At 45.8% G+C, this 21,686-nt stretch carries 24 protein-coding genes; 13 read left to right on the forward strand and 11 right to left on the reverse strand.

The genetic code is table 11. The features are described 5' to 3' along the window. The first annotated feature begins 11 nt into the window (after positions 1–11). Positions 12–1,208, forward strand: coding sequence for a glycine C-acetyltransferase (locus tag IE070_RS14270; RefSeq protein WP_189483868.1), 1,197 nt, complete (start codon positions 12–14; stop codon positions 1,206–1,208). A 13-nt stretch (positions 1,209–1,221) separates the two neighbouring features. After that, a complete protein-coding gene (tdh, locus tag IE070_RS14275; protein ID WP_189483869.1) occupies positions 1,222–2,247 on the forward strand; it encodes an L-threonine 3-dehydrogenase in 1,026 nt (341 codons plus the stop codon). A gap of 167 nt (positions 2,248–2,414) precedes the next feature. Here the strand turns inward: tdh and IE070_RS16680 are convergent, their stop codons facing one another. From IE070_RS16680 to IE070_RS14310, 7 genes are all read right to left on the reverse strand, one after another. Continuing rightward, positions 2,415–4,148 carry a GGDEF domain-containing protein gene (locus IE070_RS16680; protein ID WP_229797077.1) on the reverse strand — a complete coding sequence of 578 codons (1,734 nt, stop codon included), beginning with the start codon at positions 4,146–4,148 and terminating at the stop codon, positions 2,415–2,417. A 395-nt stretch (positions 4,149–4,543) separates the two neighbouring features. After that, positions 4,544–5,485 carry a tRNA dihydrouridine(16) synthase DusC gene (gene dusC, locus IE070_RS14285; RefSeq protein ID WP_189483870.1) on the reverse strand — a complete coding sequence of 314 codons (942 nt, stop codon included), beginning with the start codon at positions 5,483–5,485 and terminating at the stop codon, positions 4,544–4,546. Then, on the reverse strand, positions 5,486–5,656 hold the full coding sequence (locus tag IE070_RS14290; protein ID WP_189483871.1) for a DUF2256 domain-containing protein: 171 nt from the start codon (positions 5,654–5,656) through the stop codon (positions 5,486–5,488). It abuts the gene before it with no gap. 80 nt (positions 5,657–5,736) lie between these two features. Then, positions 5,737–6,609 (reverse strand): HDOD domain-containing protein, encoded by an 873-nt coding sequence (locus IE070_RS14295; protein WP_189483872.1) that lies wholly within the window; start codon positions 6,607–6,609, stop codon positions 5,737–5,739. A gap of 33 nt (positions 6,610–6,642) precedes the next feature. Next, positions 6,643–7,107, reverse strand: a complete 465-nt coding sequence (locus IE070_RS14300; RefSeq protein WP_189483873.1) for a hypothetical protein — start codon at positions 7,105–7,107, stop codon at positions 6,643–6,645. Positions 7,108–7,264: 157 nt separating this feature from the next. Further along, positions 7,265–9,094, reverse strand: coding sequence for a M48 family metallopeptidase (locus tag IE070_RS14305; protein ID WP_189483874.1), 1,830 nt, complete (start codon positions 9,092–9,094; stop codon positions 7,265–7,267). Between the two features lie 137 nt (positions 9,095–9,231). Further along, positions 9,232–9,822, reverse strand: coding sequence for a LemA family protein (locus IE070_RS14310; protein ID WP_189483875.1), 591 nt, complete (start codon positions 9,820–9,822; stop codon positions 9,232–9,234). Positions 9,823–9,955: 133 nt separating this feature from the next. On the opposite strand from IE070_RS14310, the gene glpE reads away from it, so the two are divergent. Then, entirely contained in the window at positions 9,956–10,285 is a 330-nt protein-coding gene (gene glpE / locus IE070_RS14315) for a thiosulfate sulfurtransferase GlpE (protein ID WP_189483876.1), read from the forward strand. After that, positions 10,282–11,103 (forward strand): rhomboid family intramembrane serine protease GlpG, encoded by an 822-nt coding sequence (gene glpG, locus IE070_RS14320; RefSeq protein WP_189483877.1) that lies wholly within the window; start codon positions 10,282–10,284, stop codon positions 11,101–11,103. Before glpE ends, glpG begins: the two co-directional genes overlap by 4 nt. Positions 11,104–11,250: 147 nt before the next feature. On the opposite strand, the gene IE070_RS14325 is transcribed toward glpG, so the two are convergent. After that, complete coding sequence (locus IE070_RS14325) at positions 11,251–11,646, reverse strand: flagellar basal body-associated protein FliL (protein WP_189483898.1); 396 nt, start codon at positions 11,644–11,646, stop codon at positions 11,251–11,253. A 154-nt stretch (positions 11,647–11,800) separates the two neighbouring features. Here IE070_RS14325 and IE070_RS14330 point away from each other — a divergent pair, with 154 nt between their 5' ends. The 3 genes from IE070_RS14330 to IE070_RS14340 are packed head-to-tail and all read left to right on the forward strand — an operon-like array spanning position 11,801 to position 13,607. Further along, positions 11,801–12,313 carry a chorismate--pyruvate lyase family protein gene (locus tag IE070_RS14330; protein ID WP_189483878.1) on the forward strand — a complete coding sequence of 171 codons (513 nt, stop codon included), beginning with the start codon at positions 11,801–11,803 and terminating at the stop codon, positions 12,311–12,313. Next, positions 12,310–13,179, forward strand: a complete 870-nt coding sequence (ubiA, locus tag IE070_RS14335) for a 4-hydroxybenzoate octaprenyltransferase (RefSeq protein ID WP_189483879.1) — start codon at positions 12,310–12,312, stop codon at positions 13,177–13,179. The genes IE070_RS14330 and ubiA overlap by 4 nt, the downstream gene beginning before the upstream one ends. Then, complete coding sequence (locus tag IE070_RS14340) at positions 13,179–13,607, forward strand: DUF192 domain-containing protein (protein ID WP_189483880.1); 429 nt, start codon at positions 13,179–13,181, stop codon at positions 13,605–13,607. The genes ubiA and IE070_RS14340 overlap by 1 nt, the downstream gene beginning before the upstream one ends. Here IE070_RS14340 and IE070_RS14345 read toward each other — a convergent pair. Then, a complete protein-coding gene (locus tag IE070_RS14345) occupies positions 13,587–14,204 on the reverse strand; it encodes a 2OG-Fe(II) oxygenase (RefSeq protein ID WP_189483881.1) in 618 nt (205 codons plus the stop codon). The genes IE070_RS14340 and IE070_RS14345 overlap by 21 nt on opposite strands. A 120-nt stretch (positions 14,205–14,324) precedes the next feature. Between IE070_RS14345 and IE070_RS14350 the strand changes: the two genes are divergently transcribed. Continuing rightward, a complete protein-coding gene (locus tag IE070_RS14350; protein WP_189483882.1) occupies positions 14,325–14,924 on the forward strand; it encodes a DUF3833 domain-containing protein in 600 nt (199 codons plus the stop codon). A gap of 162 nt (positions 14,925–15,086) precedes the next feature. Here the strand turns inward: IE070_RS14350 and IE070_RS14355 are convergent, their stop codons facing one another. Next, positions 15,087–15,674, reverse strand: coding sequence for a DUF4136 domain-containing protein (locus IE070_RS14355; protein ID WP_189483883.1), 588 nt, complete (start codon positions 15,672–15,674; stop codon positions 15,087–15,089). A gap of 326 nt (positions 15,675–16,000) precedes the next feature. Between IE070_RS14355 and IE070_RS14360 the strand changes: the two genes are divergently transcribed. After that, entirely contained in the window at positions 16,001–16,633 is a 633-nt protein-coding gene (locus tag IE070_RS14360) for a YjaG family protein (RefSeq protein WP_189483884.1), read from the forward strand. 30 nt (positions 16,634–16,663) lie between these two features. On the opposite strand, the gene rsmD is transcribed toward IE070_RS14360, so the two are convergent. Next, positions 16,664–17,257 (reverse strand): 16S rRNA (guanine(966)-N(2))-methyltransferase RsmD, encoded by a 594-nt coding sequence (gene rsmD / locus IE070_RS14365; protein ID WP_189483885.1) that lies wholly within the window; start codon positions 17,255–17,257, stop codon positions 16,664–16,666. Positions 17,258–17,338: 81 nt separating this feature from the next. Between rsmD and ftsY the strand changes: the two genes are divergently transcribed. From ftsY to rpoH, 4 genes are all read left to right on the forward strand, one after another. Continuing rightward, on the forward strand, positions 17,339–18,652 hold the full coding sequence (gene ftsY, locus IE070_RS14370; protein ID WP_189483886.1) for a signal recognition particle-docking protein FtsY: 1,314 nt from the start codon (positions 17,339–17,341) through the stop codon (positions 18,650–18,652). Between the two features lie 5 nt (positions 18,653–18,657). Further along, positions 18,658–19,341, forward strand: a complete 684-nt coding sequence (ftsE, locus tag IE070_RS14375; protein WP_189483887.1) for a cell division ATP-binding protein FtsE — start codon at positions 18,658–18,660, stop codon at positions 19,339–19,341. Then, positions 19,338–20,318 (forward strand): permease-like cell division protein FtsX, encoded by a 981-nt coding sequence (gene ftsX, locus IE070_RS14380; RefSeq protein ID WP_189483888.1) that lies wholly within the window; start codon positions 19,338–19,340, stop codon positions 20,316–20,318. Before ftsE ends, ftsX begins: the two co-directional genes overlap by 4 nt. Positions 20,319–20,446: 128 nt before the next feature. Then, positions 20,447–21,298: an RNA polymerase sigma factor RpoH gene (gene rpoH, locus IE070_RS14385; protein ID WP_189483889.1), complete on the forward strand. Its 852-nt coding sequence runs from the start codon at positions 20,447–20,449 to the stop codon at positions 21,296–21,298. The last annotated feature ends 388 nt before the right edge of the window (positions 21,299–21,686 follow it).

Here is a 21,686-nt window from a genome sequence, read left to right on the forward strand (position 1 = left end):
GAGGAGGCTTTATGCGCAATGGCGCTTTTCTGCACCATCTACAACAACAAATCGAAGAGGTGAAAGCAGAAGGTCTGTACAAAGCAGAACGTATAATCACTTCACAACAGCAAGCTGATGTTACTGTGGGATCGCAGCAAGTCTTAAATTTTTGTGCCAACAATTATTTAGGCTTAGCGAATCATCCTAAGTTAATTGCCGCAGCACAAGCGGGCTTAGCCAGCCATGGTTTTGGGGTCGCGTCTGTGCGTTTTATTTGCGGCACGCAAGACATTCACAAAACGCTAGAAGCGAAAATCAGTACCTTTTTAGGCACTGAAGATACCATTTTGTACTCATCCTGTTTTGATGCCAACGGCGGTTTGTTTGAAACGATCTTAGGGGCAGAAGATGCCGTGATCTCGGATGCTTTAAATCATGCCTCAATCATCGACGGGGTTCGGTTATGTAAAGCCAAGCGCTATCGTTATGCCAATAACAATATGGCCGAGTTAGAGGCGCAGTTACAACAAGCCGATGCCGATGGTGCGCGGTTTAAACTCATTGCGACTGACGGCGTGTTTTCAATGGATGGAGTGATTGCCGACCTAAAAACGATTTGTGATTTAGCCGACAAATACAATGCGATGGTCATGGTTGATGACAGCCACGCGGTAGGATTTGTGGGTAAAACAGGGCGTGGTACTCACGAATATTGTGATGTGTTAGATCGCGTCGATATTATTACCGGTACCTTAGGTAAAGCGTTAGGCGGTGCGTCAGGCGGTTATACGTCTGGTAAAAAAGAAATTATCGAATGGCTTCGCCAGCGCTCACGTCCTTATTTGTTTTCTAATTCGTTAGCACCATCAATTGTAACAGCCTCTATTACCGTTTTAGAGATGCTAGAACAAGGTGACGCGTTACGCGCAGCACTATGGCAAAACGCCAATTATTTCCGTGAACGTATGACGGCTGCCGGTTTTACCTTAGCGGGTAAAGATCATGCCATTATTCCGGTGATGTTAGGCGATGCGAAAGTTGCCGCTGAAATGGCTAAACGCATGTTGGCCGAAGGCATTTATGTGGTGGGCTTCTCGTTTCCGGTGGTGCCTAAAGGTCAAGCGCGTATTCGAACGCAAATTTCAGCAGCACATACACAAGCGCAATTGGATAAGGCAATTGATGCCTTTATCCGAATTGGTAAAGACATGGGCGTGATCGCATAGGGCGGGGCGTAAAATGAAAGCATTAGCAAAATTAAAAGCAGAACCGGGCATTTGGCAAACTGACGTCGAAAAACCTGAAGTTGGACCAAATGATGTATTAATTCGGATTAAAAAAACCGCCATTTGTGGTACCGACGTGCACATATATAAATGGGATGAGTGGGCACAAAACACCATTCCACATGGCATGGTGGTAGGTCATGAATATGTGGGTATAGTGGAAGGCATGGGATCGGAAGTGCGTGGCTTTAGCATTGGCGATCGCGTTTCTGGTGAAGGGCATATCACCTGCGGTTATTGCCGTAATTGTCGTGCCGGTCGGGTGCATTTGTGTCGAAATACCATTGGTGTTGGTGTTAACCGTACCGGCTCTTTTGCCGAATATCTGGTTATTCCAGCGTTTAACGCCTTTAAATTACCCGACAATATCCCGGATAATATTGCGGCTATTTTCGATCCTTTTGGGAATGCGGTGCACACCGCTTTATCGTTCGATTTAGTGGGTGAAGACGTACTGATCACAGGTGCTGGCCCTATCGGTATTATGGCCGCCGCGGTGGCACGTCATGTTGGTGCTCGGCATGTGGTCGTGACTGACGTTAACCCTTACCGGCTGGCGCTGGCGCTAAAAATGGGCGCAACGCGGGCGGTAGATGTCAGTAAACAAAACCTGAAAGACGTGATGCAGGAATTGGGCATGACAGAAGGTTTTGATGTTGGTTTAGAAATGTCCGGCGTGCCAACGGCGTTTAACAGTATGTTGGATACCATGAACCATGGCGGTAAAATTGCCATGCTGGGTATTCCACCTTCGACGATGGCAATCGATTGGAATAAAGTGATTTTCAAAGGGTTGGTGATCAAGGGTATTTATGGTCGCGAAATGTTTGAAACCTGGTACAAAATGGCCAGTTTAATTCAATCTGGCTTAGATTTAACGCCAATCATTACCCACGAAATGCCAATGGAAAACTACAAAGAAGGCTTTGAGATCATGTGCTCAGGCCAATCTGGTAAAGTGATCCTAAACTGGTCTTAAGCCTATCACATTTAAGTCTTATCATCCTTTAGGGGGTGATATAGGTAATCACCTAGCGTAATCCCATTACGCTAGGTGAAATACTAAGTGATATCTATGATGTTTCATCTTGTTAGCGTAAATGGTTCGGGTACTGTTAATGAAACCTGACTTGACCTGACTTTCACTTATTGCTTTTTACTGACATACACTTGATTTCGTCCATTACGTTTAACGTGGTAAAGCGCTTTATCGGCGATGTCCAATAGCACATTAATATCATATCCCGATTGAGCGGCCTCGCTAATGCCAAAACTGGCAGACAGTGTTAGCCCTGATGGTAACTGACTTGTCTCTATCGCCGCGATAGCCTCGCGACAAATCTCAGCAAGCATTTCGGCTTTATAGGCAGTGCAATCAGGTAAAACAATCGCAAACTCTTCGCCGCCAAGCCGCCCAAAAATATCACTGTTGCGCATAAAGTTGCGGCATGTTGCCACCACCTGCTGTAAAGCCCAGTCTCCAATCGCGTGACCACAGGTATCGTTAATCTGCTTAAAGTGATCCAAATCGAATAAAATTACTGACAATGGCCGTTGATTTTGTTGGCAATAGTGGGTGGCAATTTTAGCTTGCTGAAAAAAATGGTGCCGATTGCTTATTCCGGTAAGTTGGTCAAATTCCGCCATTTTGCGATAACGCTTACTACGGGTCATACCGCGGTAGGTTAGTGCAACCAACACTAAGCTTAAACTGCTGATAAGCAATAATAACAGGTAACGGTTATCTGCCTGCTGCTGATATAAATTACGTTCCAGTGTTAGCAGTGCATTATCTTTATCCAGTAACTGAATACGTTGTTCTTTTAACTGTGCCTTACTACTGACTAATTGGTAGGCTAGTTGTTGAGAGGCTTTTTCTGTGGCAATCGCGAGCTCAGTATCACGGCGTTTTTCACTATAACGCAATAAATTCTCAAAATTGCGTTCTGCTTGCGCAATCAGAGTAAGCACCTGGTAAGTGCTTAGCACGGCTGGATCATTACGATCATTTGGTAAAATCTGCTCAGCTTGCCTTGCCAGCTTATTAGCAGCAATAAGCTGGCCTTGTTGTAACAGTGCTTTTGCGGCAGCGACGTTAAAACCTGCCGTTAAAATCGGATAATCAATCTGTTCAACCTGCGGATAATATTGCTGATAAAACGTCAGTGCAGTAGCAGCTTGTTGTTGCTCAACTAAATAAAACATATGGTTGCGAATATTTAGCAAATTAAACATGGCCTCTGCTGCTAGTTCACACAACAGATTGACTTCATTGAATTTTTCTTGGTAAATACTGAAAGAGGTTGAGTGATAAAGGCTTGGCAATCCTAGTGATTCGAGACGACAGCGCAGGGTTTTGTTGCGAGTAAGCGTTAAACCATTGCCAATTAATTGTTGGATTTGCTTATAACGTTCAATTTTGCTGTAAAGCAAAATAACTGGCCCCATAATCTGATAGTAAAGCTGCTCATCATTTACTGATGAAGCATAGTTGATCAGTTTTTCAACGCTAGCAAAGGCGTCGGTATACTTAAAGCTGAGAGTGTGAATATTCACAATCAAACTGGTCGCTCTTATGGCGAGTTGTTCACTAGCTTGCTGTTCAATTTCTTCCGCAAGCTTGAGTGCTTGATTGAAATCACCTTTTGATACCAGATCCCAAGCGGATAATAATGCAAGTTTATGCTTGTCATCCTGCTCAATTGGCTCATCAATTAGGCTGTTCTTCAATGAAGCAAGGCGATCACTAAATACAATCCTATCTTTCAGACGTAGTTCATCGAGCGCTTGGAGTTGTTCTGAAATACTGCTTGTATTAGCGTATACAGAAGTAATCACGCAGCTAAAAAAGATGGCTAGAATCGATTTTATGAGTCTCATTATTAATCCAGCTTAAGCCGTTCCGTCGCATAACGCTGTGCGAGTCGCGGAAAAGAATGACATGCAGCGCTAAGTTGCCAAATTAGTGTCTGGACTCTGCTTTGCAGCGGTAAGAATAAAAAAGACATCATCAGAGCTCTACAGCGGGGCATTCTTATGCTTAATGTAGGCAGTTTTTACAGTAGCGACAAGAGGGCGTTAGTTGAAATGCGAGATTATTGCTTAGAAACGTCCGCCACGCCGTTTTCTTGCTGGCAATTAAAGCCTTTGGCTCATAGCGCGGTTACGTTGTCGGCTGGTTAAGCTGTTGCCCCATGTTGGTAAGCCTATATATCATAGCCGGTATTTTAATTTGGTCTCTCAAGTGATGATTCAGCCTGCGTTGATCCCTTTTTCTATTTAATGCAGCGCTGTTGTTCAAGTAAGTTAAGGATATCCTGGCTTTTGGTGAGTAAGCGCAGCTGGCTAAATAATTGCTGTGCCTCGGGGTATTGCAGTTTTAAATAACTAAACCACTGCTTCACTCGATTCGCATAGTATTTGCCTTTATCGCCGGCAATTTCAAATTCTGAATACTGCATTAGTAATGTAAGTACTTCTGGCCATGGCAGCGGGGCAGCGTGGTTGCGAATATGTTGTGCTAAATTGGGCATTGCTAGGGCGCCACGCCCCAGCATAATATCGCTGCACGCACTTTGTTGCTGACATAATAGGGCGTGCTCGGCATTCCAAATCTCGCCGTTAGCGATAAGCGGTATCTTAACCTGTTGCTTAATTTTGGCAATCCAAGGCCAGTAAGCCGGTGGCCGATAGCCATCACTTTTGGTGCGGGCATGAATAGCCAAACTGCTGGCACCCGCTTCAGCGATAGCCTGTGCATTCGCTATAGCCAAGCTGGTATCATCATAGCCAAGACGAATTTTCGCACTCACTGGAAATTGTGCGGGTACCGCATCGCGCACGGCTTTGACAATGTGATAGAGCGTATTAGTTTCTTTTAACAGTACAGCACCGCCGCGGCTTTTATTAACCGCCTTAGCCGGACAGCCAAAGTTGAGATCCACGCCCGGAGAGCCAAGCTCTACCGCCCGTGCCGCATTCTCGGCCAGCCAGTGGGGCTCTTGCCCCAATAATTGCACCCGTACCGGCGTACCGGCGCGCGTTTTACCCCCTTGCAGTAATTCTGGGCAAAGGCGAGTAAACACGCGGGCTGGCAGTTTTTGGTCTACCACGCGTACAAATTCAGTAATACACAAATCATAGCCGCCAATCTGCGTTAGCATCTCGCGCATCAGATGATCAACTACGCCCTCCATTGGGGCTAATACAATTTGCATTTAACGGGTATCTTTCTGGTGGTTTAACGAGTTACTTTGGCGTTGCCGGCGACAGCGCTCGGAGCAATAGCGTACTTCATCCCAATTGCGCTCCCACTTTTTGCGCCAGCTAAACGCCAAGCCGCACACTTGGCAGATTTTTTCGGGTAAATTAACTTTTTTGTGCGGCATAAGGGATGGCTACGTTAATTGAATGGAAAATGCGGCTGCGTTCACGAGATGGCAGCCATGCAATTAGGTTCGACGGCACGTTATACGCTATAAATGGTTCGCAGATCGTGCCGATGCATTAATTCTGCAAGTTCAGGTAATTGTAATGGCTCCAATTCCAGCACTTCTAGAATGCTCATTTGATGTTGTTGCCACTCTGGATCAACATTAATGCCAAACAGTTGTCTACTTTCGCCGCTTAAATACTCAGCGATTTTTAATACTGCAAAGCGTTGATGTTCATCGATATTGTCGGTAGCTAATAACAACGTAGGGCTATGATGATAGGCAATAACATTACAGAGCGTATCGGTAAGGCCCCATGATTCCGCCACTAAATAGCCTAATACTTCGTGACTGGTATGAAATAAGGGTTCTTCAATCGCGCCGGCGCTGTGCTGCTCAAGTAACCCTCGCTGCATAATGGCGGGATACTGGTTACTTTGTTGGCTTATCAAGGCCATGCCGGCGTTTCGAAATAAGCCTAACGAGTAGCAATCATCTTGAAATTGTTGATCAAAGTTAAGTTGTTTAGCCAGTGTCATGGCTAAATTGGCCGTATGTAGCGCGTTCGTCCAGAGTTTTTTGCTAAAGCTGTCTTCTCTGCCGTCTTCTAAAGTAAAGCGCAGTAACACACTGCGCGCGAGTGACACAACGCGGTTAAGGCCTAAGTAACGACACGCTTGCTCTACCGAGGTTATTTTATTGCGTAAGCCAAAGAATGCCGAATTGACCACTTTTAACGTGAAGCCTGCGGTACCAATATCTAACGCAATTAACGAGGCAATACGATTTAAATCAGGCTCGGCGCTATTTAGTTGCTGCTGTATATGCCGTAACACTTGCGGTTGCGGTGGAATGGTAAAGCCTTGTAATGCATGCTCAATCAGGGCCATATTTATCGCTTTAACCATACTACCTACTCCGCTGGTGGTGTTGATCTGAGATTATGAATCGAGATAAGGCCGACCCAACATTAGCTGTTGAGCTAATTGCTGTTCGGTTTGCTGTTCGCTAAGTTGCAAATCATTAAATTGCACATCAAATTGCAGCAGTTCATCGTCTGGCAAATTCATGGCAACCAGTTTATCAGGCACCTGGCCCACTTGCCGGTAAGCATTAATGGCTACCTGAGCCGCTTGCTCCATCAGTGTTAAAAAATCCCCTAACGGATATTGCTGAAAAATGTCAGCGTCTAAATGCGCCCAGCCTAATAAATCGCCGCTTATACTGCCATCGGCATGATCAGTAAACAACATGGATACCGCAGCACAATGCGGGTTCTCACCCGGTTCAAATTGTTCTACATCATCTGCTGAGAACAGTAATACATAGCCAAAACCTGGGCAGCCTTCTGCATCCATTTCGTCGAACGACGGATCGTACAACAAGAATAATTGAGTTTCAGACATGGCATTTTTCCCAAGGTAAATGTAAACCGCTATTCTACCTTAGCCAAGCGCGCGGCTAAAGCCTTGTTGGTTAATCTGATAGGAAAATACCAATGTATCACGTGTTCACGAGGCAACAAGCTATGCCACACACAAACGCTAGGGGATAAGCGAGGAATTAATCAAATTCAGCGGTAAGTGGTACGGGCAGTTCTAGCAGCAGCGCTAACAGGTTCTGTAAGCCAAGTTCGGCTTCACTGCGGTGTTTATCTGCGGCAATCGCCACTTGAATAGCTTGCCATATATGCTGCTTAACGGCAGGGGAGGCATGTAATAAGGGGAGTAGCGCGTCATCTAATTGGTTAAACACCACGAGAGGTTTAGCCTGATCAGCCGGGAGGGCTAATTGCTTTAGCACCGCTTGCCAAGCGGTATTTACAGCGTCAGGGTCGCCGGCGCAATCGGCAACCGCGCTTAACAACGGTAATACGTGTGGCAAAAGTTCTGGCAGCGTTTTCAACTGAGAACGACGGATCACGTGTTTGCTATCAAAATGGCTGGCGACCACATGTTTAATAAAACTTAATCCCAGCCATTGCCGCAAGTCGGGTGTGTCGCCAGCCAGTTTATTGATTAATTGCGAAAAGTGGTAAAAGTCGGTTTCGGTAAGTTGCTTTAATGCCGGCACGGCCATCTGCAGTAATTGCACCTGCTGAGCTAACGGGAGGCGCTGTACCGCGTCAGACAATTGATCCACTTGGTTAAGTAACGGCATGCCGCTAATGTCTTTAATCAAACGTAATTGCTCAGTAAAAGCCGGCGTTGCGTGACGGTTTGACGAATCAGTGTGTAATAGCATGGCACACACGATGGCTTGAGCAGATAACGGTTGATGGCTACTTTGCGACAACAGCATGGGGATCATCGCCAGCATGGCGCGGCGCTGTCTTTCTTGCGGTTGCTCGGCGGCTTGCGCCGGGCTGACGTGTTGGATCGGTACTGGCGTAGCAAAGCGCCCATTCCAACTTGGATCTACCCGACGAATGCGTTTATCCAAAGGCGGATGAGTAGCAAAAATAGCGGCCCAACGGCTAATGGCCTCGCCAAAAAATAGATGGCTCATTTCATCGGCATTGCCGTGGCGAATACGCGAGCGGCTTTCATAGCCCCCAATGCGTTTTAAGGCGCCGGCAATACCCCGAGGATTGCGACTAAATTGCACAGCAGAGGCATCGGCTAAGTATTCGCGTTGTCGACTTACCGCCGCTTTGATTAAATTGCCAAAAAACGACCCTAAGTAACCAATAATAACGAGCCCAACACCTAGCAGCATAATACCAGCCGTACCTTCATTGCGATTTCGGCTAGAGATACCAATTCGGCTACCACGACCGGCGCGCAGCAGATAATAGCCAATATGCCCAATAAATAAAATGCCGTTTAAAATAGCAATTAAACGGATGTTCATCCGCATATCGCCATTTAAAATATGGCTAAACTCATGCGCAATAACGCCTTGTAGCTCGTCGCGGTTTAGTTGTTCTATGCAGCCTTGTGTTACACCAATAACGGCATCTGCGGGGCTGTAACCCGCGGCAAAAGCATTTATGCCGCGTTCGGGCAATAGGTAAACAGGCGGCACAGGCAAATTAGCCGCTAACGCCATTTCTTCAACCACATTTAATAAACGGCGTTTTAACGGATCTTGGCTGTCGGCGGTAACGCGCTCTCCACCTAGCGCCTGCGCTACAGTCCGGCCACCTAGCTTGAGCTGTTGCCATTTGGCCACAATGGCTAAACCAACCACTGTGATCACCACTAAACTAATAATAGTGATAATTTCCCAAGATAAGGTTGGCTGCAACTGACCCTGAAAAAAGCCAAAGCCAAACATCACTAAGATATTCGTTAATGCAATCAGCGATAACACCGCCAATAAAAACAGCAATACTAATATTTTGGTATTGCGTCTGGCTAAATCTTGTTGCTGAAAAAAATCGGTAGCCATGTGCTCAACATTACCTTTTACTGCATCTGCTAAGTGAGGCGGTTAAGCCTAATGCACTGGGTATTTAATCAGCGCGGTTAGTGTTTAATCCGCGCTAAAAAACATAGTTCTAAAACGTAGTGCTAAAAACGAACTGCTTAAAAACTGACTTTGGGAGCATGCTGAATTTGTGCAGTATCGGCAAATTCCAACAACTTAGCATCGTCGGCATGACCAAAACTGGCAGCAAAAAACATCGGCGGGAAGCTTTGTTTATAACTATTGTAAGACGTTACGGCGTCATTAAAGGCTTGTCTGGCAAACGCAATACGATTTTCGGTGCTGGTAAGTTCTTCTGATAACTGCATCATATTTTGATTAGCTTTAAGATCAGGATAAGCTTCCATCACCATATTAAAGCGGCTCATCGCCCCTTGTAATGCACCTTCTGCCGTCGCTAACTGGTTAATCGCACCCGCATCGCCTGGATTATTCGCTGCCACTTTCAGCCCTGCTAAGGCATCATTACGCGCCCGGATCACCGCTTCTAAGGTTTCACGTTCGTGCTGCATATAGGCTTTGGCGGTTTCTACCAAATTAGGGATCAGATCATAACGGCGTTTTAACTGCACTTCGATTTGGGCAAATGCATTTTGAAACCGGTTTCTGAGTTTCACTAACTGGTTAAAAATACTGATGACGTAAAACACCGCACCTGCTATCAGTGCCAGGATAATAAGTAGGGTCATAATTCGCTCCATCATAAAATTATGCATATTGTTAACGATATTTTAATCATCTGTCTAGCGCTTTGTGTAAAACGGCTGCTGATATTTGCGATAGGCTGGGGTATGATAAATTACTTTGTACTGGGAGATGTAAATGAGCGATTTTCAACGAATTTCGATAGCACAGGCTAAACAACTTATCGCCAATAACGCGGCTGTCGCCGACATTCGAGACGAGCAAAGCTTTGCCAATGGCCATATGGTTGGGGCATTTCATTTAACCAATACCAGTTTGGGACAATTTATGCGCGAGCATGATTTCAGCCAGCCGGTGGTGGTGGTGTGTTACCACGGCAATTCTAGCCAAGGTGCCGCCAGCTATTTAGCACAACAAGGTTATGAACAGGTGTATAGCATGGACGGTGGTTTTGAAAGCTGGCGTGGTCAAGAACCCTTCGTAACCGCAAACGATAGCGAAGAATGACAGCGCAAAATCTGCGTAAATTCGTTGAGTTTACCTCCATGTCTGCGGCGCACTTGTTTGCTGATTATTGCCAAACCCAAGGATTAACCGTGCAGGTGCAGCCACAAGGACACACGACGTCGTTGCTGGCGCCGGCTGAGCAGCTTGAACATATTGAGCCTTTATTAGCCGAATTTTTACGTGAACCTACGCATCCACGCTATCAAGCGGCTGCGTGGCAGCAAAGTCATAGTGTGGCGTTACCTACTGGGAGCCGTCGTTTTAGTCTAAGTGCCCTGTGGCAAACCCCGCTGACTGCGGCACTCTTACTGCTAACGTTGGCGGTTTATCTTTGGCAACAAATTGACTTTAACGGGGCAAATGCTGCGCTGCAATTACACCAACCTGCACAAGTTTGGCGATGGATCACGCCGATATTACTGCACTTTTCGTTAACACATTTGGTGTTTAATCTGTGTTGGTGGGTGTTGTTGGGACAAAAAATTGAGCAGTACAGTAGTAGTGTTAATTTGCTCCAACTTGCTGTTAGTAGCGCTGTTATCTCTAATGGATTGGAGCTGGCATTAAACGGTCCAAATTTTGGTGGCTTGTCGGGCGTAGTCTATGCGTTATTTGGTTATTGCTGGTTACAGGATAAGCTAAATAACACTGAGCAGTACCCAGTAACCAACGGTTTAGCGGCGTTTATGGTGTTATGGCTTGCGCTTGGTTTTATGGATGTGCTCTGGATCAATATGGCCAATTGGGCGCATCTGGGCGGGCTGTTGTGTGGCCTAGGATGGGCTTGGCTGAGTAGAAGAACGCGGACAAACCTTTAAGTGCGCTATTACCTGCACACGTTATGCGGACCAGTCATTTAGGCCAGTAAAGCACGCAATTGTTAGGCCCTGCGCGATTGTCTATATGAGACGCGCGCAGGGGCTGCCATTTATGAAAGCGACGACTATAACCCTAGGCTTCAAACGCTATTGATACAAATATTTGGTAAACAGCACATCTTGAATCATGGGTTGGCCGGTTTCACGTTTAAGCACTTCTTTTAACTGCTCCAGAATTTGCAGCCTAACTTCTTCACGGCCGGTGAGTGATTTTATTTTTTGCTCGGGTTGTTTGCTTAAAATGCCAATAATCGTATCTAGAATCATCGGCTCATGATACTCGATGGTTTTAAGCATTTCTTTATTGGGCAACATCAATTCTACCGATACTCTGACATAGCCCAAGGTACGACGATTCTCAGCCACGTAATTCGTCACAATATCAGGATCAAAACCATAATACACTACCTCGGCAGGTGACTGCTCTTGGGCATGTACCTGAGAGAAAAGCGAAAACGCAAATAACATACCCGCCAAAATCATGTTGAATTGTTTCACAAAGTGTATCCTTTAGCTAAATACGAAAGCATGTAAGGTTATAATATCAGCAGTTATTAAGATTGCCCTAATTACAGCTGAAAAATATTTATGCCCTTGTTATGATGCGGCAACTTTTTAACGATACTTTAGCGTAATAATGACTGCTGTTTTATCTTTAGAGGCAACGTGGCGATCGGCTGAAACCGAAAATATGCCTGTGGCATTGCAGCCATGGTTGCTAGAACCGGCGTCACTCACCGCCCGGCTGAAAGCCCACAGCGCGTCGTTTCGCTTGCAATTGCTTGGCGAAACCGCAGCACCTTTGCCAACGTTTTTACACGGTAGCCTACCGCATCATCAACACTGTATCAGACGCGAAGTGTTGATGTGGTGCAACGATTTTCCTGCAGTGTATGCACAAAGCTGGCTACCAGCCAGCAGTATATCGCAGCTACAACAGCTCGCTGCGTTGGGCGAACAGCCGCTGGGCGAGTTCTTGTTTCAATTTGATGATGTAACAAGAAGCCCAATAGAACTGGCCCAAATAACGGTTGCGGCATCGTCTGTGGTGCCATCAGGAACACATTGGGCTAGACGCTCGGTCTTTACGGTCGCCACACACCCTTTACTGGTTGCTGAAGTGTTTTTGCCTGGAGTATTTGCATTATGACATGGTCTTTACGTTGGCAGCAGCGTCACTTTTATTGGCAACTGATGCGCTTAGATAAACCGATAGGGATTTATTTATTGCTTTGGCCAACCTGGTGGGCGCTGTGGCTGGCACAAGCAGGTATTCCTGATTTTGGGATCTGGTGTGTGTTTACCCTTGGCGTGATCCTAATGCGCTCGGCAGGCTGTGTGATTAATGATTTTGCCGATCGTCATGTTGATGGCAAGGTAGAACGAACCAAGCAACGGCCGTTAGCCACTGGGGATGTGTCGGCGCGTGAAGCCTTGCAACTTTTTGTGTTGCTATTGACGCTTGCTGCACTTTTACTGGTGTTTTTAAATACGCAAACTCAGTTACTGGCCTTGGTGGCGGTGGTTTTAGCCAGTAGTTATCCGTTTATGAAACGCTATACGCATTTACCTCAAGTGGTATTAGGCGCGGCCTATAGTTGGGGCATACCTATGGCGTTTATGGCGCTGCAAGGCGAGATCCCGGCTTATGCCTGGTGGTTATATTTAGCAAATTTGTGCTGGACTGTGGCATACGACACCTTTTATGCACTTGTTGATCGACCCGATGATGTCCACGCAGGGATTAAGTCGACAGCAATTTTATTTGGCAAATTAGCGCAGCCGATAATTGCGCTATTACAAAGTGTGTTTCTAGGTTTGTTGTATTGGATCGCAACAATCACCGTATTATCGTGGCCATTTTATGCTGCTTTAGTGTTGTGTGTGCCTGCATTTGCCTATCAACATTACTTGGCATATCACAGTCGAGAAGGCGCTTTTAAGGCCTTTTTACACAATCACTACGTGGGTTTACTCCTCTTTGTAGGACTATTTATAAGTGTAGGAGTACAGTAATGAGAGCATGGCTTATTGCCGTTTTTTGGGTGTTAACCAGTTGTGCGTCTGTTACGGCGGCGCCCACGTTTCCCATAGCTGAATTACAGGTTGCCGATTTCACCATACCGGTGCAACTGGCCGCTACCCCCGAACTGCGCGCCAGAGGCTTAATGTTTCAAGAGAAAGCCGAGCCGGGCATGTTATTGGTCTATCGGCAGCCGGAGCCAATTAGTTTATGGATGCGCAATACCAGCATGCCTTTAGATGTTGCCTTTATTGATGGCGATTGGAAAATTCATGTTATCAAGCCGTTGGAACCTTTTGACGAAACGCCCATTTCGTCCGATATTGCGGTAATTGCCGCGCTAGAAATGCCCCGTGGCTGGTTTGAACAACATAACGTAATAGCCGGTACGCAACTGCGCCTATTGACCCGGATCGACTAAGCCATTTACGCTGTTATTGCGCCGAAACCACCCGGCAATACTGTAACGTTCATCGACAGCCGGTAAGACTTGATGCGGAAAGCGTTCACTCTCAAATACCACTAAACTGCCTGCGGTGGGCATAATGCTGGTCAGTAACTGATCTGCTTCATCATATAATTGCAGCTCACCGCCGCTACTTACTGTATTAAGGTAGTTTACGGTTGTCAGTACGCGGTTAGAACGGCCTTTAAACGCATCAACATGTTTTTGATAAAAATCACCTTTGCTATAGCGAGCATAGTGGCATTCAAAATCGAACAGCCCCATGTAAAACTGTTGATTAAACGCCTGTTGCAATTGCGCCATTAAGGCAACATAGTGTTGTTGTGGCAAGGTGCTACCCGTTAACCACGCTGTATGATCTCGCCGGATCTGTGCATTAACCGCATGGGCATGCTGACGACCCACTCCTGCCGGTTGTAAGGCTTGTTGTTTCGCATCTTCTAGCAGGGCTTGGTTTAAGCTAGAGGGAATAAAGTGCGGCATTAATGCCCAGCCGTGTTCATAAAAATGTGCCATTAATGAGGAAAATGCCGCAGGGGTAGCAGGTAACATAAGCGTCTCGGTAGTAAACACAGTAAACCGTGCTAGTTTGCCATAAGCCCAGGTAAGACGATAGTGAGCCAGAGCGCTTCTGCTCTCGTATTCACCACTAAGCGCAAAATGGAGAAAAGTATGCGAATGTTAAGTGTTGCAGCCTGTGCCCTGTTAGTGGGGTGCAGTCAATCGGTACAAGATTACCAAGCAGAAACGCCGGTATTGTCGTTAAAAGAGTTTTTTGCTGGCTCAGGCAAAGCCTATGGCGTATTGCAAGATTGGCGCGGCAAACAAACGTTGCGTTTTACGGCAGATCTGTGTGGTGAGTGGCAAGGCGATCAAGGTAATTTGTACGAAGTGTTTTATTTTAGCGATGGCCGAGTTGAACAGCGGCATTGGCGTTTGCAGCAAGGGGCAGACGGCAAAATTACCGGTACTGCAGATGATGTTGTGGGTGAGGCGCAAGGCCAATTATCGGGGAATGCCTTATATTGGCAGTATGTACTGCGCATCCCTTACGATGGCTCAACCTTAGATGTTACGGTAAAAGATTGGTTATATTTAGTCGATAAGCAGAATTTAATTAATCGCACCAGTATGCATAAATTTGGGATTAAAGTGGCTGATTTAACCTTATCAATTCAGCAATTAGATGCCAAGGCAGATTGCACCGCCTTAAAACAGCAAGTGGCAGAGCTGGCCGCTAAAGCAACAATCAACACCAAGGCGGGGAAGTAAAGCAGGTACACGGTTTTTGGGCGTTTACACCCCAAAGTGGATATCCAAAAGTTTAGACCCAAAATAACATCAGGCGCCTTTAAGGCGCCTAAATTTTAGGTGAAGATTTTTAAGCGTACACTTTTTGAGTGAACACTTTTGGGTGTACACTTTTAGGTGTGCTTAACGGCGACTTACCGGATAGCGTTCAAAGATACGATTTACCACGTTGGCCATCGCTTCACGCGGCTGCTCAACGGCTTTTTGGTTTAATACCCCTTCAGCAATACCTTCCCACACTAATTGTTGGCGTGCGGCGTCTACCACATCAATATTAACGGTACCCACCTTATAGCGAATGGTTTCAACCTCTTGCTGATGATAAGCAAAGGGATGATAAAAACCGCGACGATAATGGTAATAGCCATAAATGGGCATAGTAGAAGATGTGGTGGTGCGGATATCGGCACGTTGTTCTACATTAGAATTAAAATTAATCAGTAATTGTGGCTCTTGCTCAGAATAGCGATAACCACGCGCAGTCATTTCTGCCGTAACGGCGGCTTTAAGATGCTGGGTAACCAACGACGTATAGCCTTGACGATCGGTTGCCAGCTCGTTCATAAAGCCGAAAGTTTGATAACTGGCTAAGTTAGTGTCGGGCGCTAAATCACTGCGTACCTGAGGCCCAAAGGCGCACGCATTTAACCACAATGCACAACTGAGTACCGCTACACCACGCCACATACGAGATAAAAAGGGCTTATTCATATACACCTGCCTTTAAAAACACTGTTAATCGTTTTTACTGCCGACAATTTTAAAACGATCAGCCGCAAACGTGAGAATCTGATGCTAGCACGTCGTCACAATGCGTTTGTTTATGCGGCCTGATACCATCCTTAGACCGTCAAACTACGCTATAAGTTCGTTGTTTTAAGCGCTTAGCGCTGCTCACGCTTGTATCATACACCTTGTTTGCTGTAATTGTTCACTGGAAAGTGATGTGTGCTTTAGTGTAACTGTGGTTAAATATAGCTACAGTACCAACGTAAGCGGTACGCCAGCCATGTGGCTGCTACACCAGCAGGATGTTTATGAAACAAAAAGCCAACAATTTTCAGTTAATGCGTGAACTCACATTGCATCAGCAAGCCGCTATTGCAGCCACCTTAATGGAACGCATGTTACCCAATTATCAACTGTTTGCCGAAGTAAGCCAGTTTGGCGACAGTAAATTACTGCGCAATATTCTCGATTTATGTTGGGAATGGTTAACGGTCAAAAAAGTTAAAATTAACTTTGAAAAACTCGCTGAAGAGCTTGAGTTAGTGACACCAGAGGTAAACCAGTTTGATATGTTTGGGGTGTATCCCGCGGTAGATTGTGCCACAGCCCTAGATATGATGTTAAATGGCATTAGCCAGCAAGATCCGGCCGAATTTTTAAATGTCGCCAAGATTTCACAAGCAACGGTCGCGCGCTTAATTGAGCACAACGCCGCAGAGTTGGATATCACCACCGAAGCAGAACTGAAAAAAGTGGTGCGCGACGATCCTTTAATGCATTACGAGATGGACTGCCTAGCAGAACTGATTGAGCTAGTGAAGCCTATGCATCCGGTCGGCCGTGAACAAATGCAACAATTAAAAGCCTGGGTAAAAGAGCAAGGCTTAACCAATTTAGCAATGGAATTGCCAGTATTTGTGGCGCCTAGCCTCGATCAGTAACGTTGTAAACGGCTGTACCCTATGCGCAGGCTATGCATGGCGCAGCCATAAGCGATAAGCTAATTGCCCCGCAATGTTTTCTTTTAACAACTGCCAATTGCTGGGCATATTGGTTAACGCCAGTTCTTTCTCGGTTTCGAGATAAATTAAGGCGTTATTACTCAACCAACCTTGCTGCTCTAACGCGTTGCAGCAGGGTAGTGCAAGCTGCTGTCGAAACGGCGGATCAATAAACACAATACTGTATTGCCGTTTAGCTGGTTGCTGCAAAAACAGTAGACAATCTTGTGTAATCACTTCTGCATTGTCGGCTTTTAATTGTTGTAAATGGTGTTGTAAGGGTTTAGCTAACTGGGGGGCTTTTTCCACCAAGGTCACAAAATCGGCATAACGCGACAGGGCCTCAATGCCCAAACTGCCACTGCCTGCAAAACAATCTAATACGGTGCTGTGGGCGGTGTCGTGCATTAACCAATTAAACACGGTTTCTTTTACCCGATCAGTTGTGGGTCTAAGCCCTATTGCATCGGCAACCGGTAAACGTTTTCCGCGCCACTTGCCACTGATAATTCTTACAAAGCCAGGTTGAGCCGACGACGATGTCCGGGTTTTAGGTTGTTTCATCTATTACTTTTTGCCTGCATGATAAAGGTGTTAGTATAAGGCTAATTTTATCCTAGTTTGCAAACTCTGACACAAAAGCCTATGACAAAACAAAATAAACTGTTCTCTTGGCTGGGTTTTGGTAAAAAAAACCAAGACGCCCAGACACCAGAAACCGATACGCAAGTTAGCCCTGTCGCCGAGACACAGTCTGAAGCGGCAAGCGATAGCACTGTTATGATCGAGAGCTCAAAAAGCGAGAGCCCAGTGCTTGGCGAAAATACCGCAGCGCCTGATACTGCCACCCCCGTGCCTGTAGCGCACTCAGCGGTAGCAGAACAGGCGGAACCGAATACGGTGCCACAGCCGCTTACTGCAGCGGTATTAGCCAACACGCCTGAGCCAGTATCTGAAATATCCAGTGAAAACGCTACTGCTGCCGCAGTATCCACACAAACTGAACAGCCTGAATCCATCACAATAACACCGCAAAAAAAGCCCGGTTTTTTTACACGGTTAAAGCAAGGCTTAGCCAAGACCAGCCAAAATTTAGGATCCGGTTTAGCGTCGCTGTTTGTTGGTAAAAAGATTGATGATGACTTATATGAAGAACTCGAAACACAGTTACTGCTGGCTGATGTGGGCATGGACACCACACAAAAGCTGATCAAGCAATTAACCGCGCATGCCGATCGTAAAGCATTAAAAGATCCCAGTTTGTTATTCGAAAAGCTACAACACGATATGGCAACGATGTTAGACGCCGTAGAACAGCCACTTGTTCCTGTTAACAGCGATGGGCCCTTTGTTATTTTAATGGTAGGCGTTAACGGCGTGGGTAAAACCACCACCATTGGCAAAATGGCGCAGCAATTTAAACAACAAGGCAAAAGCGTTATGTTAGCGGCGGGCGATACGTTTCGTGCGGCAGCTGTAGAGCAATTACAAGTATGGGGCGATCGTAACAAGATCCCTGTGATTGCGCAGCACACCGGTGCCGACAGTGCCTCGGTCATCTTCGATGCTTACCAAGCCGCAAAAGCCCGTAAGGTCGATATCTTAATCGCTGACACCGCTGGGCGCTTACAAAATAAAGCCCACCTGATGGAAGAACTGAAAAAGATTGTGCGGGTATTACAAAAAATTGATGCCAAGGCCCCGCATGAAGTGATGTTAACACTCGACGCAGGTACTGGCCAAAACGCATTAAGCCAAGCCAAACTGTTTAACGAAGCCGTTCCCCTTACCGGTATTAGTTTAACCAAGTTAGATGGTACGGCCAAAGGCGGGGTTATTTTTGCCATTGCTGATCAGTTTAACGTGCCCATCCGCTTTATCGGCGTAGGCGAAGCCATCGACGATTTACGGCAATTTGCCGCGAAAGACTTTATTCGAGCGTTGTTTAATAAGGAATAATCTGCATGTTGCAGTTTGACCAGGTCAGTAAAAGTTATCCCGGTGGCTTTGTTGCACTGGAGCGCATTAATTTTCGTATCGCCAAAGGCGAGATGGTATTTCTGACCGGTCATTCGGGTGCCGGTAAAAGCACCATTTTAAAATTAATTAGCATGATTGAACGCCCCAGCACCGGCCGCGTGATGATCAATAATATTGATCTCAGCCGGCTAAAGCGCAGCCAAGTGCCTTATGTGCGGCGCGACGTAGGGATTATTTTTCAAAACCATCGCTTACTGATGAACCATACGGTTTTTGATAACGTGGCGTTACCGTTAGTTATTGAGGGCTTTACCGGTAAAGAAATGGTAAAACGCGTCCACGCCGCCTTAGATAAAGTAAATTTGCTGGATAAACAACGTTGTTTGCCTGAGACCTTGTCGGGCGGAGAACAACAGCGGGTAGGGATTGCGCGCGCAGTAGTAAATAAACCGCCATTATTGTTAGCCGATGAGCCCACTGGCAATCTGGATCCCGAGTTATCACGCGATATTATGCAAGTGTTTGAAGCCTTTAACCAAGTGGGGGTGTCGGTATTAGTGGCAACCCATGATTTAGGCCTAATAGCACGTATGCGTTATCGCACGCTAACATTAAAACACGGCAGGATGATCAATGATGGCCTTATGCCATTACAGGAGCCAATATGAGTATCCTGTTTAGTGGGCGAGCCAGTGGCGCGCGGGCCAATAAAATTGGTGCAGTAAGACGGTTTTTGATGTTCTTCGTCCACCATTTCCGTCAAGCCATTGCCAGTTTGGGGGAATTATGGCGAACCCCTATGGCGTCGTTTCTCACCATTTTAGTGTTAGGTTTAAGCTTAACGTTACCTGCTACCTTGCATTTATTAGTCAAAAACGCCCAGCAAATTGGGGGAGGCTTTGCCAAAGCTGCCGAAATAAATCTATTTATTCGCGATAATGCCACCGATCAACAAATTAAAAGCTTGGTAACCATTTTAAGTGCCGATAGCCAAGTGGCCAGTGTAACGCATATTAGCAAAGCACAAGCCATGGCAGAATTTCAAGAAGCCTCTGGCTTTGGTGCTGCCTTAAATTATTTAACCGATAATCCGTTACCCGATGTATTGGTGGTGCTACCCAACAATACCGACCCTGCTGCGGCCCGTGCGTTAATGCAACAACTGAGTAACGAGCGTATCGTTGAATTTGCCAAACTCGACTTAGAATGGTTAACCCGGTTAGAAGCGGTTGTGCGCCTATTACAACAAGCGGTTATCGCTATTGGGTTACTGTTAATCAGTGCGGTATTGTTTATTGTCAGTAATACCATTCGGTTATCTATTATTAGTAAACGCGAAGAAATTGAGGTGATGAAATTAGTGGGGGCCACCGATGCCTTTATCCAGCGACCCTTTTTATATACGGGATTTTGGTACGGAATATTAGGTGGGGTATTGGCGTTTCTCGTATCGGAAGGGTTGCTTTGGTGGTTACGCGGTGCCATCAGTGATATTACTAGCCTGTATCAAAGCGACTTTCAAATTCAGCCAATGAACTTAATTGAGTTTAGCGCCGTAATTACGCTAGCGGTGCTATTAGGTGTGGTAGGTTCCTATCTGGCGGTGCGTAAGCACATCAGAGCGATTGAACCGTCAGGTCCATAGATCCTAAAACTATCAAAACGTTATTTCTTATAAAAACCAGATCTTAAAAATCCTGAAACTACTATTAGCACTCTCAGTCAAAGAGTGCTAATATCGTCGCATTGAGTTATTAAAGGATGAGCAACACCATGACAAAATCAGCTTATATGCCACTTACAGTAGCAGCCAGCGGTAGTCTGGAGGCTTATACTCACGCCGTAAGTACTATTGCTATGTTAAGCGCAGAAGAAGAGCGCCAACTAGCCGAACGTTTACAGCAAGATGGCGATTTAGAAGCCGCTCGCCAATTAATTATGTCGCATTTGCGCTTTGTAGTGCACATTGCTCGTAGCTATTCAGGCTACGGTTTACCGGTAAGTGATTTAATCCAAGAAGGCAACATAGGCCTAATGAAAGCGGTAAAACGCTTCGATCCCGCAGTAGGTGTGCGCTTGGTATCTTTTGCTGTGCATTGGATAAAAGCCGAGATCCACGAATATGTGTTAAAAAACTGGCGCATAGTAAAAATCGCCACCACCAAAGCACAACGCAAATTATTCTTTAACTTACGTAAAGCCAAAAAACACTTAGGTTGGTTTAACCAAGAAGAAGTTAAAAACGTAGCAGAGTCTTTAGGTGTAGCTGAGCACGAAGTGCGTGAGATGGAATCGCGCATGAGCAATTATGATATGCCATTTGATGCACCCGATGACGAAGAAGAAAGTGCTTACACCGCGCCGGTTTACTACTTAGAAGACAAAGCATCTGATTTAGCTGAGCAAGTGGCCGATGATCAATGGGATACTGCCGCAGTAGATCGTCTGCAAGCGGCTATGCGCACACTAGACGATCGCAGCCAAGACATCGTACGGGCACGTTGGTTAGATAATCAAAAGCTCACACTACAAGAGTTAGCCGAGCGTTATCAAGTTTCTGCTGAGCGTGTACGCCAGTTAGAAAAAAATGCCATGAAAAAACTGCAACAAGCCTTAGCAAGTTAAGCTAACACCCTGTTTATCCCCTCTGGCAAACGCGCCAGAGGGGCATTACCCCGCTGTATCTCTTCTTAATACCAAATACTAGAATTCAAAATAGCTTATTACATCAACCTAAAATTGTGTGGATTTTTGGAATATAAGTGCTGTTTATTTATCCAGTTAAACAAAGGTGTTAAGTTGTGCTTTGTTAGACGGATGTTTCCGTATTTGTCGCCGCCTGTTAAAAATTAATCTCAATAAGATATTGTCTGTACGAAATTTTGTGGTTAATGTAGTAAAAAGTAAATTTACAATTACGGAAAAGTCCGTGTTTAAATACGGAAAGTTCCGTCGAATAAGCGTTGAACTAAGCCGCTACGCGGAGCCTTAGCATTTGCGTTAACTTCGAACC

It is taken from the genome of Alishewanella tabrizica, from assembly GCF_014652375.1.
GTDB lineage: Bacteria > Pseudomonadota > Gammaproteobacteria > Enterobacterales > Alteromonadaceae > Alishewanella > Alishewanella tabrizica.

What these genes read in the sequence shown, in the direction of transcription:
- IE070_RS14270 (WP_189483868.1), top strand. Translation starts at nt 12, where the DNA reads ATGCGCAATGGCGCTTTTCTGCACCATCTACAACAACAAATCGAAGAG.
- tdh (WP_189483869.1), top strand. Translation starts at nt 1,222, where the DNA reads ATGAAAGCATTAGCAAAATTAAAAGCAGAACCGGGCATTTGGCAAACT.
- IE070_RS16680 (WP_229797077.1), bottom strand. Translation starts at nt 4,148, where the DNA reads ATGAGACTCATAAAATCGATTCTAGCCATCTTTTTTAGCTGCGTGATT.
- dusC (WP_189483870.1), bottom strand. Translation starts at nt 5,485, where the DNA reads ATGCAAATTGTATTAGCCCCAATGGAGGGCGTAGTTGATCATCTGATG.
- IE070_RS14290 (WP_189483871.1), bottom strand. Translation starts at nt 5,656, where the DNA reads ATGCCGCACAAAAAAGTTAATTTACCCGAAAAAATCTGCCAAGTGTGC.
- IE070_RS14295 (WP_189483872.1), bottom strand. Translation starts at nt 6,609, where the DNA reads ATGGTTAAAGCGATAAATATGGCCCTGATTGAGCATGCATTACAAGGC.
- IE070_RS14300 (WP_189483873.1), bottom strand. Translation starts at nt 7,107, where the DNA reads ATGTCTGAAACTCAATTATTCTTGTTGTACGATCCGTCGTTCGACGAA.
- IE070_RS14305 (WP_189483874.1), bottom strand. Translation starts at nt 9,094, where the DNA reads ATGGCTACCGATTTTTTTCAGCAACAAGATTTAGCCAGACGCAATACC.
- IE070_RS14310 (WP_189483875.1), bottom strand. Translation starts at nt 9,822, where the DNA reads ATGACCCTACTTATTATCCTGGCACTGATAGCAGGTGCGGTGTTTTAC.
- glpE (WP_189483876.1), top strand. Translation starts at nt 9,956, where the DNA reads ATGAGCGATTTTCAACGAATTTCGATAGCACAGGCTAAACAACTTATC.
- glpG (WP_189483877.1), top strand. Translation starts at nt 10,282, where the DNA reads ATGACAGCGCAAAATCTGCGTAAATTCGTTGAGTTTACCTCCATGTCT.
- IE070_RS14325 (WP_189483898.1), bottom strand. Translation starts at nt 11,646, where the DNA reads ATGATTTTGGCGGGTATGTTATTTGCGTTTTCGCTTTTCTCTCAGGTA.
- IE070_RS14330 (WP_189483878.1), top strand. Translation starts at nt 11,801, where the DNA reads ATGACTGCTGTTTTATCTTTAGAGGCAACGTGGCGATCGGCTGAAACC.
- ubiA (WP_189483879.1), top strand. Translation starts at nt 12,310, where the DNA reads ATGACATGGTCTTTACGTTGGCAGCAGCGTCACTTTTATTGGCAACTG.
- IE070_RS14340 (WP_189483880.1), top strand. Translation starts at nt 13,179, where the DNA reads ATGAGAGCATGGCTTATTGCCGTTTTTTGGGTGTTAACCAGTTGTGCG.
- IE070_RS14345 (WP_189483881.1), bottom strand. Translation starts at nt 14,204, where the DNA reads ATGTTACCTGCTACCCCTGCGGCATTTTCCTCATTAATGGCACATTTT.
- IE070_RS14350 (WP_189483882.1), top strand. Translation starts at nt 14,325, where the DNA reads ATGCGAATGTTAAGTGTTGCAGCCTGTGCCCTGTTAGTGGGGTGCAGT.
- IE070_RS14355 (WP_189483883.1), bottom strand. Translation starts at nt 15,674, where the DNA reads ATGAATAAGCCCTTTTTATCTCGTATGTGGCGTGGTGTAGCGGTACTC.
- IE070_RS14360 (WP_189483884.1), top strand. Translation starts at nt 16,001, where the DNA reads ATGAAACAAAAAGCCAACAATTTTCAGTTAATGCGTGAACTCACATTG.
- rsmD (WP_189483885.1), bottom strand. Translation starts at nt 17,257, where the DNA reads ATGAAACAACCTAAAACCCGGACATCGTCGTCGGCTCAACCTGGCTTT.
- ftsY (WP_189483886.1), top strand. Translation starts at nt 17,339, where the DNA reads ATGACAAAACAAAATAAACTGTTCTCTTGGCTGGGTTTTGGTAAAAAA.
- ftsE (WP_189483887.1), top strand. Translation starts at nt 18,658, where the DNA reads ATGTTGCAGTTTGACCAGGTCAGTAAAAGTTATCCCGGTGGCTTTGTT.
- ftsX (WP_189483888.1), top strand. Translation starts at nt 19,338, where the DNA reads ATGAGTATCCTGTTTAGTGGGCGAGCCAGTGGCGCGCGGGCCAATAAA.
- rpoH (WP_189483889.1), top strand. Translation starts at nt 20,447, where the DNA reads ATGACAAAATCAGCTTATATGCCACTTACAGTAGCAGCCAGCGGTAGT.